13 protein-coding genes and 5 tRNA genes are annotated in these 15,505 nt (G+C 59.7%); all 18 read left to right on the forward strand.

The features are described 5' to 3' along the window. Window positions 1–228: 228 nt before the first annotated feature. Complete coding sequence (locus QZ501_RS07920; protein WP_295718597.1) at window positions 229–1,332, forward strand: hypothetical protein; 1,104 nt, start codon at window positions 229–231, stop codon at window positions 1,330–1,332. Between the two features lie 94 nt (window positions 1,333–1,426). Next, complete coding sequence (locus QZ501_RS07925; RefSeq protein WP_295718599.1) at window positions 1,427–1,903, forward strand: hypothetical protein; 477 nt, start codon at window positions 1,427–1,429, stop codon at window positions 1,901–1,903. Between the two features lie 3 nt (window positions 1,904–1,906). Further along, window positions 1,907–4,123 carry a DUF6160 family protein gene (locus QZ501_RS07930; RefSeq protein ID WP_295718601.1) on the forward strand — a complete coding sequence of 739 codons (2,217 nt, stop codon included), beginning with the start codon at window positions 1,907–1,909 and terminating at the stop codon, window positions 4,121–4,123. A 57-nt stretch (window positions 4,124–4,180) separates the two neighbouring features. Then, window positions 4,181–5,155, forward strand: coding sequence for a biotin--[acetyl-CoA-carboxylase] ligase (locus QZ501_RS07935; RefSeq protein WP_295718602.1), 975 nt, complete (start codon window positions 4,181–4,183; stop codon window positions 5,153–5,155). Further along, window positions 5,139–5,873: a type III pantothenate kinase gene (locus tag QZ501_RS07940; RefSeq protein ID WP_295718604.1), complete on the forward strand. Its 735-nt coding sequence runs from the start codon at window positions 5,139–5,141 to the stop codon at window positions 5,871–5,873. The genes QZ501_RS07935 and QZ501_RS07940 overlap by 17 nt, the downstream gene beginning before the upstream one ends. Window positions 5,874–6,093: 220 nt before the next feature. After that, window positions 6,094–6,169 (forward strand) — tRNA-Thr (locus tag QZ501_RS07945). Window positions 6,170–6,216: 47 nt separating this feature from the next. Then, window positions 6,217–6,300 (forward strand) — tRNA-Tyr (locus tag QZ501_RS07950). Between the two features lie 6 nt (window positions 6,301–6,306). Continuing rightward, window positions 6,307–6,381, forward strand: a tRNA-Gly gene (locus QZ501_RS07955). Between the two features lie 11 nt (window positions 6,382–6,392). Continuing rightward, window positions 6,393–6,467: transfer RNA gene (locus QZ501_RS07960), tRNA-Thr, on the forward strand. Window positions 6,468–6,531: 64 nt separating this feature from the next. After that, a complete protein-coding gene (gene tuf / locus QZ501_RS07965) occupies window positions 6,532–7,725 on the forward strand; it encodes an elongation factor Tu (RefSeq protein WP_077528630.1) in 1,194 nt (397 codons plus the stop codon). Window positions 7,726–7,741: 16 nt separating this feature from the next. Further along, window positions 7,742–7,817: transfer RNA gene (locus tag QZ501_RS07970), tRNA-Trp, on the forward strand. A gap of 30 nt (window positions 7,818–7,847) precedes the next feature. Continuing rightward, window positions 7,848–8,216, forward strand: coding sequence for a preprotein translocase subunit SecE (secE, locus tag QZ501_RS07975; RefSeq protein ID WP_077529300.1), 369 nt, complete (start codon window positions 7,848–7,850; stop codon window positions 8,214–8,216). 13 nt (window positions 8,217–8,229) lie between these two features. Continuing rightward, on the forward strand, window positions 8,230–8,763 hold the full coding sequence (nusG, locus tag QZ501_RS07980; RefSeq protein WP_077529299.1) for a transcription termination/antitermination protein NusG: 534 nt from the start codon (window positions 8,230–8,232) through the stop codon (window positions 8,761–8,763). Between the two features lie 99 nt (window positions 8,764–8,862). Then, window positions 8,863–9,294, forward strand: a complete 432-nt coding sequence (rplK, locus tag QZ501_RS07985; protein ID WP_077529298.1) for a 50S ribosomal protein L11 — start codon at window positions 8,863–8,865, stop codon at window positions 9,292–9,294. 1 nt (window position 9,295) lies between these two features. Beyond that, on the forward strand, window positions 9,296–9,994 hold the full coding sequence (rplA, locus tag QZ501_RS07990) for a 50S ribosomal protein L1 (RefSeq protein ID WP_151440459.1): 699 nt from the start codon (window positions 9,296–9,298) through the stop codon (window positions 9,992–9,994). Window positions 9,995–10,226: 232 nt separating this feature from the next. Continuing rightward, window positions 10,227–10,757, forward strand: coding sequence for a 50S ribosomal protein L10 (gene rplJ, locus QZ501_RS07995; protein WP_077529296.1), 531 nt, complete (start codon window positions 10,227–10,229; stop codon window positions 10,755–10,757). Window positions 10,758–10,793: 36 nt separating this feature from the next. Continuing rightward, entirely contained in the window at window positions 10,794–11,177 is a 384-nt protein-coding gene (gene rplL, locus QZ501_RS08000) for a 50S ribosomal protein L7/L12 (protein WP_095618803.1), read from the forward strand. Window positions 11,178–11,366: 189 nt separating this feature from the next. Further along, complete coding sequence (gene rpoB / locus QZ501_RS08005) at window positions 11,367–15,440, forward strand: DNA-directed RNA polymerase subunit beta (RefSeq protein WP_295718610.1); 4,074 nt, start codon at window positions 11,367–11,369, stop codon at window positions 15,438–15,440. The last annotated feature ends 65 nt before the right edge of the window (window positions 15,441–15,505 follow it).

Consider the following 15,505-nt stretch of genomic DNA (forward strand, 5'->3'; position numbering starts at 1 on the left):
CCCATGTGAGAGTAGGTCATCGTCAGGCTCCTATACCCAAAGCCCCGCCGGCATCGCCGTGCGGGGCTTTTTTTTGTGTGTGATAAAAGTCTCATTCCCCGCAATCGTTCTCTCCCTGAACGGACTCCGCTGAAAAACTGCTGACTGATTCAAAGCATTGCCCGCCTGCCTGAGTATGCTGGATACAAGGAAATTCCCTCTCCCGTTTTCGGCTCAGGAGTTTGGCAATTGACGGACAGAACCCTGAAAACGTCCATGAGTCTGATGATGCTCTTGCTTGCCGGTGTGCCGTCAGCCTGGGCGTCCGGCATGGAGCCCATGAGCAACCGGGAAATGGCTGACGTCCGGGGGCAGGGAGTCGGGATCGTCATGGAGGACTTCCGCTTTGCGCATGGCCATGATCCGGACAACAACCAGACATTCCGGTTGAGCGGCATCACCAACCAGGCCGGAGAGGATGTCGAGGTACTGGTTGATCAGCTTTACATCGGAGGTGCTGGGAGCCAGCGGGGTGAGAGCCTGCAGACGGTCAACCTCGGGCGTCTGACCAACCCCTTCGGGATTGATCTGGTTGATGGTGATGGGATCGGCGGTGATGCAGCTGGTAAGGCGGTGTTTGAATACGCGGCTCCCGAGAAGGTTGCACAGGCTGAGGGCGTCGCCTGTCTGCCAGGTGGGGCGGACACCGGCTGCGTGAGTCGTGCGCCGAATGCGGATCAGAACATCCGGGGCGAACGCATGGATCTTGGTTTCGAGACAACGGTGCACTCTGGTACCGCTGTGGCGAAGTCGGTGAATATCCATGCCGAGAAGGCCGTTGTGGATGGTAGTTTCATCCAGCTATGGGGGGCGACGTCTGACGATAGCCGACAGCAGCTGCGCGGCCGCATCCAGACCAACTTCTACACGCCCAGCCTGACGGTCAGTGCCTGCGAGCAGGGCGGAACCAATTGCAACACCGAGATCGCCTTCAATGATTTCATGATGGAGCTCGCCCTGGGCAACGAGCATCAGCCGCTCTTCATGGGCGTTCTGGGCGTAGGCCAGGAAGTAAAAACGGATGGTAAGACCGTTGCCGGCCCCGGTAACTTCCGTCTCGAGCTGAAAGCCATCAACAACGCCCGATCGCCGGCCCCCATCAATGACGCGGGCGACGGCTCCAGCGATGATAATGCCACCTACGATTTCTACAGCGATTATTACACCAACGATGAATACCGCAGCGACATAGAAGTCGGCAGTCTGGAGGTCGGTGGCCAGGACATGGGATCAACCAGGATGAAGGGGATGCTGTTCCAGAAACTGGATGTGACCACGAGGAGCCTGGACTGATATGGCGATTCAGGGAAATAGCATACGCAGGTTCATGGTCACAGCTGTCGTTGCCCTCGGTTGCGCTTCAAACGCTGTGGCCGAGATGGAATCGATGAGTGACCAGGACCTCTCGGGAGTCAGTGGGCAGTATGGGGGCATGTCGCTCTCTGGCGATGTGACGTTCAATGAGTCCGGTGGTCCCCTCAAGGGGGAGGCTGTCGGGTTTGACTGCGGCGAGGGCGAGCGTTGTGGTGCCCGGATTGCCGCCCAGCTGAATCAGGGCGGTGGCTGGATTGTACTGGACGATCTGCAGGGAACCTTCGAGTTCATGGGGCTGACGCTGGCCACTCGGCTGATCAATGGGGACGATACGGGATTCGGGGGCGATGCAGGGGACTTCAACCGGGAAGTCATTGAGATCGGCCTGCCGGAGACAGCCCGTTTTACGGATTTCAGCTACACCATGGCAACCAGTTCAACGGCCCGCCCCGGCGATAGTGATTTCCGTCAGGTTGATCGCCTGACAGTGGAAATGGGGGGCGACATGACCCTGGACGGTAATGCATTGGTCTTCCCTACGGAGCCCTGAGCCATGAAGAAACAGGTACTCCATCGCTGGTTTTCTGCAGCAGGGATGGCGCTCTACGCGGCAACGGGCCAGGTGTGTGCCATGGAAGCCATGAACGATGCGGAACTGGCCGGTGTCCAGGGGCAGGCGGGCGTTACCGTCGAAATGGCCCACAAGGCCTCCATGGATCGTTTCAGCTATTTCACCAATGACAACGGGATACATCTGGAGGACATTCGGGTCGGGTCTGCCTCCGATCCTGAAGGTCGGGCGAGAAGGGACTATGAACTCGATCTGCTGAACGATGGCAGCCTTGAGATCGGGCTGGATATACAGGATGAGCGTGTGTCTGTGGGCGGTGTCTCGCTGGATGACAGTGGCGCCCGGAGCATGGGGGCCTTCTGGATGGATCGTGATATGGATGGCTTCTTTCGCATTACTCCTGGTGGTGCGGGTGGCTCTGCTGATGGATACACCTTCAATTTCGATTACGCGTTGAGTAATGGCCGTTTCGGCTATCGCACGAATGGTCATCAGTTGTTTCTCGATGATGTATCCATGAATATCTCAACACCGGAAGGGGCCGGTCATACGCTTGATGTGATCGATGGGGCCATCCAGTACGTGGCGCCGACGGTTGGGGATATCACCATAGGAGCAGTCCGTTACGCTGAACAGTCGACCAACATTCGAGGCGATCAGAGCGCGCTCGCCAGCATGGGGTCTTTTGAAGCCGATTTCGATTTTATTACGGATTTCGAGATTCGTGGTGGTGGCGGTCGCCAGGGGGCCGAAGGGATACAGGTTAGCGCAGATACTACGCTCAATACCGCAAGCTTTCTTTACAGCACCAACGGTTATGGGCTGCTTTATCAGGGAATATCCGGGGCCTCCAGTGTCCAGGACCTTCGTATCGAAGTAGGGGAGGATTTCACGGAGGAGGGCCGTCAGGGACTGGCCTTTACCCTGAACGGGGACAGTTCCAGGGCGGAAGGCAATCTCAGCATTGATGACATCCGGCTGGGTGTTGATGCCGGAACCCGGGATGGCGGACGCAGCGTCGGTTCCGTGAACTTCAGCTGGCTTTACGAGAACCAGACCATCAATGGGGCGACTTTCGCTAATCAGGTCTACCTGATGGCCGGAGGTCACCCGGATGCGGGCGACGAGGGGATGCGCTTCGCCTCTGAATGGAGCCTTGCGGATGCGGGGCTGACCTGGACGACCAACGGCAGTTCTGTGCTTTTTGACGGGATACAGTCCTGGGGGCGCGGTGATGTGACTGTCAACGTCACGGGCAATGAGGCACTGGGGGGCACGCAGTTCTACAAAGGGCTTCGGGTTGGTTTTGATGGCATTTCCGGCGGCTACCGCATGGATGGGATTCGTGTCGGCTCCGAGGGCTCGGCAGAGGGAGCCGAGGTTCAGGCGGGAGCTGAGCTTCTGAGTGCCCTCGGGGTTTTCCGTTCCTTTGAATTCGGCAATATGGACGGGCAGTACACGCTGACTCCGGGCGGTCCGAATGGCGACGGGATCACCATCAACTCGAACCTCTATATCGAGGATGGCCGTATCGGGTCCCTGACCGAGGCGTCTGGCCAGGGCGTCTGGGCGGACGACCTGTCTTACGAGGGGCACATCCGGGATATGACGCTGGAAGTCGTTCAGAATGGTCTTCGTGTCGTGCAGGGAGAGGCATGGAGCACCATGGATGTGGGCAATCTGCGGGTAGGCGGCGCGGAAGATGGCGCCAGTTTCGGCCGCATCGTCTGGCAGCGCTACGGTCAGGACAGTGAGATGGTGATTACGGGGCCGGAAGGGCAGGAAGGGCTCAAACTGGCCCTTACGAGCATCTTCAGTGAGGCGGTGGGCGATAAGCGTAACCGCTTCCTGTGGGAGACTGGCCGGACCACGGATGCGGAGGGCAACCCCCAGAATGGAACCGGGATGCAGTTGGTGCTCGACAACATACACACGTCCGATGGACTGGGTGCCGGCAACAATGATTTCGGGGTCCAGACGGAGTTGTCGGTCGACGTCCGTGAGGCGGATTCCGCTGATGGACTGCAACCGAGCTTCCATGTGAATACCCACACACGGTTCAGGGAGCTCAATGTCGGCCGTGTCAATCTTGTCCACAATGATGGCAGCGGCAACAGTTCCACGGCGACGGCGCTGCAGGGCGTCAGCATCCAGAACATGGATATGGAATCGAACCTGAACGCCACACCCATTCCCTGAGGTGTTCCTTTCCCCTGCTGTGTTGGTTACCTTAGCCGGATCAGGCAAGGAGACCACATGCATCCCTATCCTCTGATCCACCTGCTGGCCGATGGCCAGCTCCATTCCGGTACTGAACTTGCGGAGCGGCTGGGTGTGACCCGGACCGCTGTCTGGAAACAGCTGCGCGGGCTTGAGGAAATCGGTCTGGACGTTGAGTCCGTCCGCGGCAAGGGCTATCGGCTGGCTGAACCGCTGGATCTGCTGTCCCGGGAGTCGATCGAGCCGGCTCTGGCGGGTCTGAAGCCTCAGCCCGAACTGGCGCTGGAGCCAGTCGTTGAATCAACGAACACACTCCTCATGGGCCATTCCGGTTATTCAGGGGTTCCCCGCGTGTGTCTCGCCGAGCAGCAGTTACAGGGGCGCGGTCGCCGGGGGCGGGGGTGGGTCAGTCCCTTCGCTCGCAACCTCTACCTCAGCGTCGGTGTGGAAACCGATGCTGGGCCCGCAGCGGTCCAGGGCGTAACGCTAAGGGCGGGCCTCGGGGCGGTCCGGGCACTGGCGGGGCTTGGTATAGAGGGACTGGGGATCAAGTGGCCCAATGATCTTTGGCTCAATGGCCGCAAGGTGGCGGGCATTCTGACGGAGCTTCAGGGATCGGCCCAGGATGAACTCAGACTCGTGATCGGGCTGGGCCTGAATGTCTATATGACGGAATCGGAAACCGCGATTGACCAGCCCTGGACATCCCTGGCCAAAGAGGGGCAGGTGCCAGAGGGGGGGCGCAACCGTTTGGCTGTTGCATTGATTGAGGGAATCCTGGCCTCGGTGGCCGATCTCGGGTTCGGGCCGGATCCGGCCGTTCCCGCAGAGTGGGCGCACTATGATGTGTTACGGGGCCGGCAGGTGGCCGTCAGGGGCAGGGATTGTCGAGGCATCGGTGATGGCATTGATGCATCCGGGCAACTTCGGCTGCGGACGGCGGATGGCGAAGTGATACTCCTGAATGCCGGAGAGGTGAGTCTGGAGGTCCCGATTGATTCTGCAGGTTGATGCGGGGAATTCCCGGGTCCACTGGCGCTGTCTTGATATGGACCGCTTGGTCATCGCCCGGGGTGATCAGCCATGGGAGACGATCGGATCCGACGGCATTGCGGGCGTGGACTCTGACAGGCTGGCGTGGCTGGAGTTTGCCTCGGTTGCCGGCGACCGGGCCAATCAACTGAAAGCCAACCTGGTTTCCGGCAACCACGTGCGGGTTATGGAGTTTGCGGCTTCCCGCCGTCAGTGTGGTGTGGTCAATGCGTATAATGATCCCGCCCAGATGGGGGTTGATCGATGGCTGGCGATGCTTGGGGCGTACAGTACCTGGGAGGGACCGATTACGGTTCTTGATGCCGGAACGGCGATCACCGTTGACCATGTGGACGTTTCGGGTAATCATCAGGGTGGCTATATCCTTCCAGGTGGGGCTCTCATGGCGCAGTCGCTTGGCGCGGGAACCTCGGGGGTGCGCCCGGAAGCGGTTGCCGGTGCCGACACTGCGCCCGGCATAACAACATCCGAGTGTGTTCATCACGGCATAGCCTGGCTCATGCAGGCCCTGGTGGCCCGAAGCGCTGATTACTGGCAGGGTCGTGGCACCATGATCGTGACAGGTGGTGATGCTGCGGCTGCAGCGTCGGGTTTGCCGACGGAGCAGGTTGTAGAGCCGGACCTGGTGTTCCTGGGCATGGATGCGGTCATGGCTGAAGCCAGGGGCAGTCGCTGAAACACGGGAGTCTGGTGTGCGGATTCTTTTCGGGGTACTCGTTATCGCCAATCTGGCCGTCTTTCTGCTGGCCGCACGCCTGCCAGCACCGGAGTCGGGTAATGTGCCCAAGGCCAATATACCAAGGGTGGAACCGATCCGGACCATTGAAGCAGAAGAGGGTGTTGCAAAGCCGCCGCAAAATCCTTAGGATACTGCCCTCGCTGATTGGCGATACACAGCTGGTGTAGCTCAGCAGGCAGAGCAACTGACTTGTAATCAGTAGGTCGGGGGTTCGATTCCCTCCACCAGCTCCAGATCAGCACCGTTTTTAAGCAGAAGGCCTGCGGGTCGGCTGCGAGACGGAGGGGTTCCCGAGTGGTCAAAGGGATCAGACTGTAAATCTGACGCGAGAGCTTCGCAGGTTCGAATCCTGCCCCCTCCACCATATTTTGCGGGTGTCGTATAGTGGCTATTACCTCAGCCTTCCAAGCTGATGACGCGGGTTCGATTCCCGCCACCCGCTCCAGGTTGTCGAGGGCTCATGTAGCTCAGTGGTAGAGCACACCCTTGGTAAGGGTGAGGTCGGCGGTTCAAGTCCGCCCATGAGCTCCAGTTCTAAGGCTGAAGGCTGGCTGTAACATAACGAAGAAAGGCAACGGCGCGGGAGATAGGTCAAGTGTCTAAGGAAAAATTCGAAAGAGATAAGCCGCACATCAACGTGGGCACCATTGGTCACGTGGACCACGGCAAGACGACGCTGACGGCGGCGCTGACGCGCGTGAGTGCGGAAGTGTTCGGCGGTGAGGCGCGTGCGTTTGACCAGATCGACAACGCGCCGGAAGAGAAGAACCGCGGTATCACGATCGCGACCTCGCACGTGGAGTACGGTTCCGAGAGCCGTCACTACGCGCACGTTGACTGCCCCGGCCACGCTGACTATGTGAAGAACATGATCACGGGCGCGGCGCAGATGGACGGCGCGATTCTGGTGGTCTCCGCCGCTGACGGCCCGATGCCGCAGACGCGTGAGCACATCCTGCTGTCACGCCAGGTTGGCGTGCCGCACATCGTGGTGTTCCTCAACAAGGCCGACATGGTCGACGACGAGGAGCTGCTCGAGCTGGTTGAGATGGAAGTGCGGGAGCTGCTGAACGAGTACGACTTCCCGGGCGACGACACGCCGATCGTAACCGGCTCCGCGCTGATGGCGATGGAAGGCAAGGACGACAACGGCTACGGCACCACCGCGGTGGCGAACCTGATCAAGGAAATGGACGCGCACATTCCCGAGCCCGAGCGCGCCATCGATCAGCCGTTCCTGATGCCGATCGAGGACGTGTTCTCGATCTCCGGTCGCGGTACCGTTGTCACCGGCCGTGTTGAGCGCGGTGTGGTCAAGACCGGCTCCGAGGTGGAGATTGTGGGTCTGCGCGAGACGCAGAAGACCGTTTGCACCGGTGTTGAGATGTTCCGCAAGATGCTCGACGAGGGTCGTGCGGGTGAGAACATCGGCGCGCTGCTGCGTGGCACCAAGCGTGACGACGTTGAGCGTGGCCAGGTACTGGCCAAGCCGGGCAGCATCACGCCTCACACCAAGTTCGAGGGCGAGATCTACGTCCTGAGCAAGGACGAGGGTGGTCGTCATACGCCGTTCTTCACCGGCTATCGCCCGCAGTTCTACTTCCGGACCACGGACGTGACCGGCACCTGCGAACTGCCGGAAGGCGTCGAGATGGTGATGCCGGGTGATAACGTGAAGCTGGTAGCCACGCTGATCGCGCCGATCGCGATGGAAGACGGGCTGCGCTTTGCGGTACGCGAAGGCGGCCGGACTGTCGGCGCAGGCGTGGTGACCAAGATTATCGAGTAATACAAAGTTTCGGTGCAGGCCAGTAGCTCAATTGGCAGAGCAGCGGTCTCCAAAACCGCAGGTTGGGGGTTCGATCCCCTCCTGGCCTGCCATTTATTTCGGCACCCACAAAGTTGAACCCTATGGAATCCAGTTCCAGAGAGGCGACGACCCGCTTTGACACCGCAAAGTGGGTCGTCGTTGTTGCTTTGGTGGCGGCAGGTGTAGCCGGCAACCATTACTACGGGGGCGAGTCCCTTCTTTACCGTACACTGGCGCTGGTGGCGCTGGCGCTTGTTGCCGGCGCTGTTGCGCTGCAGACGGGAAAGGGGCGCCAGCTGGCCCGGGTTATGAGAGAGGCCAAGGTCGAGATCCGCAAGGTGGTCTGGCCGACCCGTCAGGAGCTCCTTCAGACAACGGCCATTGTACTTGGCTTTGTGCTGCTGGTGGCGTTGATCCTGTGGGGGATGGATTCTCTGGTGGCGTGGATTGTCTCAAGTTTGATCGGTTAACAGAGAGCGGCACATGGCGAAACGCTGGTACGTGATTCACGCCTATTCCGGCTTCGAAAAGCATGTCATGCGGTCCCTCAGGGAACGGGTGCAGCTCAACAACATGGACGATCTTTTCGGTGAGATTCTCGTGCCCACCGAAGAGGTCGTTGAAATGCGTGAAGGCAAGAAACGCAAGAGCGAGCGCAAGTTCTATCCGGGGTACGTGCTGGTCCAGATGGAGATGACCGACGAGACCTGGCACCTGGTCAAGAGTACTCCCAGGGTTATGGGTTTCATTGGCGGCACACCGGATAAGCCGGCACCGATCAGCGAGAAGGAGGCAGACGCCATTCTTCAGCGTGTCGAAACCGGTGCCGAGCAGCCCAAGCCCAAGACCCTGTTTGAGCCGGGCGAGATTGTCCGTGTCATCGAGGGTCCGTTTGCGGACTTTAATGGCGTGGTTGAGGAAGTCGACTACGACAAGAGCCGTGTCAAAGTAGCGGTTCTGATTTTCGGCCGGTCCACGCCGGTCGAACTGGAATTTGGCCAGGTCGAGAAAGACTGAAGGCCATCTGGAGAAGGGCACGTGGGCCTTTCAGGTGCCACGTGCCTTTCTGTCTCAACGGGGAGCCAGTAAGGCGTTTGAACCCATCAGGAGGTTATCGTGGCTAAGAAAATCGAAGCTTATATCAAGCTGCAGGTCGCCGCGGGCAAGGCCAATCCGAGTCCCCCCGTGGGTCCGGCTCTGGGTCAGCACGGCCTGAACATCATGGAGTTCTGCAAGGCATTCAACGCCGAAACGCAGGACATGGAGCCCGGACTGCCGACACCGGTAGTCATCACGGTCTACAGTGACCGCAGCTTCACCTTTGTCACCAAGACGCCGCCGGCGCCGGTGCTGCTCAAGAAGGCAGCAGGCATCTCTACCGGCTCGGGCAAGCCCAACACCGACAAGGTGGGCAAGGTGACCCGGGAACAGCTGGAAGAGATCGTGAAAGCCAAAGAGCCTGATCTGACGGCCGCTGATATGGACGCTGCAGTGCGTACCATTGCAGGCACGGCACGCAGTATGGGCCTGAATGTGGAGGGGCTCTGAGATGGCAAAACTGAGCAAGCGCCAGAAGCTGATCCGCGACAAGGTTGATCGTACCCGCGCCTACAGCGTGGATGAGGCGGTCGATATCCTGAAGGACCTTGATCAGTATACGAATTTCCAGGAATCCGTGGATCTGGCTGTGAATCTGGGCGTTGATGCCCGGAAATCCGACCAGGTGGTGCGTGGTTCCACTGTTCTCCCCAATGGCACGGGCAAGAGCGTGCGGATTGCCGTTTTCGCCCAGGGCGATAACGCGGACAAGGCGACTGAAGCCGGTGCCGATGTGGTCGGCATGGATGATCTGGCGGAACAGATCAAGGGCGGCGACCTGAACTTTGACGTGGTCATCGCCACGCCGGACGCTATGCGCGTTGTCGGTCAGCTGGGTCAGATCCTGGGTCCGCGCGGTCTGATGCCGAACCCCAAGGTCGGCACGGTGACCGCCGACGTGGAGACCGCTGTTGGCAACGCCAAGGCCGGTCAGGTCCGGTTCCGGACCGACAAGAAGGGTATTGTGCACTGCGGCGTTGGCAACGTCGGCTTCGATGCGCAGGCGATCCGCGAAAACGTGGAAGCGCTGCTGGGCGATCTGAAGAAGCTCAAGCCCTCCACGGCCAAGGGTATCTATCTCAAGAAGGTGACGCTGTCCTCCACTATGGGGCCAGGGCTTACCATTGATCAGTCAACACTGTCCATCTGACAGGTTGCAGAATACCGGGCGCCGTAAGCGGTGCCCGCAGCAAGCTTTGTAGTCTGGGCGTGAGCCGGGCTGTCAAAGACCGCAGGTCCCCGAAGCCATCCGGTACAGGGGTTAAAGCAATGCCTGCGCAGACGGTGTAAGACGTTCTCTCCGAACAAAGACACCGTAAGGGCGCCCTCAGGGGCGTGAGTTGATCGCCGGTTCTGCCGGCACAACCTGAGGAGTAAAACCAGTGGCAATCCAACTCGAAGGCAAAAAGGCGATTGTCGCCGAAGTCAACGAGGCTGCCAGTGGTGCTTTGTCTGTTGTCCTTGCGGACTACCGGGGTGTGGACTCCGGCGATATGACCGCATTGCGCGCCAAGGCCCGTGAACAGAATGTTTATCTGCGGGTGGTTCGTAACACACTCGCCAAGCGTGCTGTCCAGGGAACCGACTTTGAGTGCGTGAGCGAGGTCCTCGCCGGCCCGACCCTGTTTGCATTTTCCATGGAGGATCCGGGTGCGGCTGCGCGCCTGCTCAAGGATTTTTCCAAGGAAAACGACAACTTTGAAATCAAGGCACTGGCCGTAGGTGGCGAGCTGCTGGGTGGCGAGCAGATTGATCGTCTGGCCAAGCTTCCGACGCGTGACGAAGCGCTGTCGCAGCTGGCGGGCACAATCCAGGCTCCGATCACCAAGCTGGCACGGACCTTCAACGAGGTTCCGTCCAAGGTTACCCGCGCGGTAGCTGCAGTTCGTGACCAGAAGAAAGAAGCAGCCTGATTGGTTTTTTATCATTTTTGAATCTGGAGAATAGTCATGGCTCTGTCTAAAGACGATATCCTTAATGCAATCGCTGAAATGAGCGTCATGGAAGTAGTTGAGCTCGTGGAAGCGATGGAAGAGAAATTCGGCGTTTCCGCTCAGGCTGCTGTTGCAGCAGCTCCGGCTGCGGCTGGTGGTGGTGACGAAGGCGGTGCTGCGGAAGAGCAGACCGAATTCGACATCGTCCTGACGTCTGGCGGTGAGAAGAAGGTCAACGTGATCAAGGTTGTTCGCGAACTGACAGGTCTCGGCCTGAAAGAAGCGAAAGCTCTGGTTGACGGCGCACCGGGCAACGTCAAGGAAGGCGCCAGCAAGGAAGAGGCGGACGACGCCAAGGCGAAGCTTGAGGAAGCAGGCGCCACTGTTGAGCTCAAATAACGGCTTCCATAGCCGTCCAGAGCGCTGAACCGCGAATTGGCTGGTGGCGTATGCCGCCGGCCTTTTCGCGTTATATGCAGGTCACCCGGATCCAGGATCCGGGTGCCCGGGCCCGACCCGGGACCCATCCCGGTTGACTGTTCGCAGGCCGGGTACACCAGTTATTGAGTCCGAAGCTGGGGAATGCAGATGACTTACTCCTACACCGAGAAAAAGCGAATCCGCAAAGAGTTTGGCAAGTTGCCGTCCGTCATGGATGTTCCGTTTCTGCTTGCAACGCAGATCGACTCCTACCGGGACTTTCTGCAACTTGAATCCGACGCGGATAATCGCAAGAACACGGGCTTGCATGCCGCGTTTCAGTCCGTTTTCCCGATTACCAGCTACTCGGGGAATGCAGCACTGGAGTATGTCAGCTATCGGCTCGGCGAGCCGGCATTTGACGTCAAGGAATGTCAGCTTCGGGGGGTGACCTACGCGGCACCGCTTCGCGTGAAAGTGCGCCTGGTCATCTATGACAAGGAATCGTCCAACAAGGCCGTGAAGGACATCAAGGAACAGGAAGTCTACATGGGCGAAATGCCCCTGATGACTGAAAACGGCACCTTCGTGGTCAACGGCACTGAGCGGGTGATTGTCTCCCAGCTTCATCGTTCGCCCGGTGTGTTCTTTGATCACGACAAGGGCAAGACCCACTCCTCCGGCAAGCTTCTCTATTCCGCCCGGGTGATTCCCTATCGTGGTTCCTGGCTGGATTTCGAGTTTGATCCCAGGGATTCCGTGTTCGTGCGCATCGACCGCCGGCGTAAGCTTCCGGCCACCATTCTGCTGCGCGCGCTGGGATATACTTCCGAGCAGATTCTGGAGCTGTTCTTCGACAACAGCCGCTTCACGCTCGGCAAGGAATCCTGCCGGCTTGAGCTCGTGCCCAGCCGGCTGCGTGGTGACATTGCCACGTTCGACATCATGGACCAGGAAGGCAGTGTCATTGTTGAGAGTGGCCGCCGGATTACCGCGCGCCACATCCGCCAGCTCGAGAAGGCGGGGGTTACCGAGCTTGAGGTTCCGCGTTCCTATCTCCACGGTCGTGTGGTTGCAAGGGACATGGTGGATGAGAGCACCGGTGAGGTGATTGTTGAGTGCAACACCGAACTCACCGAGGACCACCTGGAAAAGCTTGAGGAAGCGGGCATCCAGACAGTCGACACCATCTACACCAACGACCTCGACTGCGGACCGTTCATTTCCGATACGCTGCGGATTGACCCCTCGCGCAACCAGCTGGAAGCGCTGGTCGAGATCTATCGGATGATGCGTCCGGGTGAGCCGCCGACGAAGGAATCCGCTGAGACGCTGTTCAACAACCTGTTCTTCTCTGAAGAGCGCTATGATCTCTCTGCCGTTGGCCGGATGAAGCTCAACCGCCGTCTTGGACGCGAGGAGCTGGAAGGCTCCGGTGTTCTGGACGAGCAGGATATTGTGGATGTGCTGCGCACGCTCGTGGACATCCGTAACGGTAAGGGTGAAACGGACGACATCGACAACCTGGGCAACCGCCGCATCCGCTGTGTCGGTGAGATGGCCGAGAACCAGTTCCGTGTTGGCCTGGTGCGGGTCGAGCGCGCGGTGCGCGAACGCCTGAGCCTGGCCGAAAGCGAAGGCCTGATGCCCCAGGACCTGATCAATGCCAAGCCGGTGGGGGCGGCAATCAAGGAGTTCTTCGGCTCCAGCCAGCTGTCGCAGTTCATGGACCAGAACAACCCGCTGTCCGAGGTGACTCACAAGCGCCGCGTTTCGGCACTTGGCCCGGGTGGTCTCACCCGTGAGCGGGCCGGCTTTGAGGTCCGGGACGTACACCCGACCCACTATGGCCGTGTCTGCCCGATCGAGACACCGGAAGGCCCGAACATCGGTCTGATCAATTCGCTGGCCACCTATACCCAGACCAACAAGTACGGCTTCCTGGAAAGCCCGTACCGCAAGGTTATCGACGGCCAGGTGACGGACGAGATCGTGTATCTGTCCGCGATCGAGGAGAGCAATTACATCATCGCCCAGGCCAGCGCCAAGCTGGATGACAGCGGCAAGCTCTCCGATGAGCTGGTTACGGTGCGGCATAAGAATGAATTCACCGTCATGCCGCCGGAGAAGGTCAACTTCATGGACGTCTCTCCGCGGCAGGTTGTGTCCGTTGCCGCCGCGATGATTCCGTTCCTGGAGCATGACGACGCCAACCGCGCCCTGATGGGGTCGAACATGCAGCGTCAGGCGGTTCCCACCCTGCGCGCGGATAAGCCGCTTGTGGGCACCGGCATGGAACGCACCGTGGCGAAAGACTCCGGTGTCTGTGTGACGGCTGAGCGTGGTGGCGTGATCGAAAGCGTCGACGCTTCCCGTGTCGTGGTCCGTGTTCGCGACGACGAGACCAGTGCCGGTGACGCGGGCGTTGATATCTACAACCTGGTGAAGTACACCCGTTCGAACCAGAACACCTGCAGCAACCAGCGGCCCATTGTGAACCGTGGTGATGAGGTTGAACGTGGCGATACGCTGGCCGATGGTCCGTCCGTGGATCTGGGCGAGCTGGCACTGGGCCAGAACATGCGCATCGCCTTCATGCCGTGGAACGGCTACAACTTCGAGGACTCCATCCTCATTTCCGAGCGCGTGGCTCAGGAAGACCGCCTGACCACCATCCACATCCAGGAGCTTACCTGTGTAGCCCGCGATACCAAGCTGGGCTCCGAGGAGATCAGCGCGGATATTCCGAACGTGGGTGAGCAGGCGCTGTCCAAGCTGGACGAATCCGGCATCGTATACATCGGTGCCGAAGTGGATGCTGGCGATATCCTGGTCGGCAAGGTCACGCCCAAGGGCGAGACGCAGCTCACACCGGAGGAAAAGCTCCTGCGCGCCATCTTTGGCGAGAAGGCATCCGACGTGAAGGACACCTCGCTGCGGATGCCCACCGGCAAGCGCGGTACCGTGATTGACGTCCAGGTCTTTACCCGCGACGGTGTCGAGAAGGACCAGCGTGCTCTGTCCATCGAGCAGGATGAGCTGAATGCCTTCCGGAAGGACCTGAAGGAAGAGTATCGCATCGTTGAGACGGCCACGTTTGAGCGTCTGACCAGTGCACTGGAGGGACAGACAGCCATCACCGGCCCGGGTGTGAAGAAAGGGGACATCCTGAGCGCGGATTACCTCAGCCAGCTCAGTTCCGACGATTGGTTCAAGCTGCGCATGCAGGACGATTCCCTGAATGACCTGCTGGAACGCGCCCAGGAACAGCTTGAAGAGCGGCGCCAGGATCAGGAGCAGCGCTTTGAGGTCAAGAAGGAGAAGATCCAGCAGGGTGACGACCTGGCCCCGGGCGTACTCAAGATCGTGAAGGTCTATATGGCGGTCAAGAGTCGCATCCAGGCGGGTGACAAGATGGCCGGCCGCCACGGTAACAAGGGTGTGATCTCCGCGATCATGCCGACTGAGGACATGCCCTTCGATGAGCAGGGCGAGCCGGTGGATGTGGTTCTGAACCCGCTGGGTGTGCCCTCCCGGATGAACGTCGGGCAGGTGCTTGAGACCCATCTGGGCGCGGCTGCGCGCGGGCTGGGTGACAAGATCAACACCATGCTCGAGCAGCAGAAGAAAGTGGGCGAGATCCGGAAGTTCCTCGACGAGGTCTATAACGGTACCGACACACCGGAAGTCAAGCTCGATGAATTGAGTGACGACGAGATCATCACCATGGCCAACAACCTGCGTGGTGGCGTACCAATGGGTACAGCGGTGTTTGACGGTGCCAACGAGGCCGAGATCAAGAAGATGCTTGAGCTCGCGGACATGGATACCAGCGGCCAGATCAAGCTGTTCGATGGCCGCACCGGTGACGGCTTCGACCGGCCGGTGACCGTGGGCTACATGTACATGCTCAAGCTCAACCATCTGGTTGAGGACAAGATGCACGCCCGTGCGACCGGTTCCTACAGTCTGGTGACCCAGCAGCCGCTGGGCGGTAAGGCGCAGTTCGGTGGCCAGCGCTTCGGGGAGATGGAGGTCTGGGCCCTGGAAGCCTATGGCGCCGCCTACACCCTGCAGGAAATGCTGACCGTGAAGTCCGACGACGTGAACGGCCGCACCAAGATGTACAAGAACATTGTCGATGGTGACCATCGTATGGAGCCGGGCATGCCCGAATCCTTCAATGTTCTGGTCAAGGAAATCCGGTCGCTCGGCCTCGATATCGATCTCGAGACGGACTGACCCGAAACCTGTTTGGCAGCGACGGCGGTGGCACAGCGCCACCGCCAGTGATTAACGCTCCGGAG

Origin of the sequence: uncultured Halovibrio sp., from assembly GCF_913056445.1 — a bacterium.
GTDB classification, from domain to species: domain Bacteria; phylum Pseudomonadota; class Gammaproteobacteria; order Pseudomonadales; family Oleiphilaceae; genus Halospina; species Halospina utahensis_B.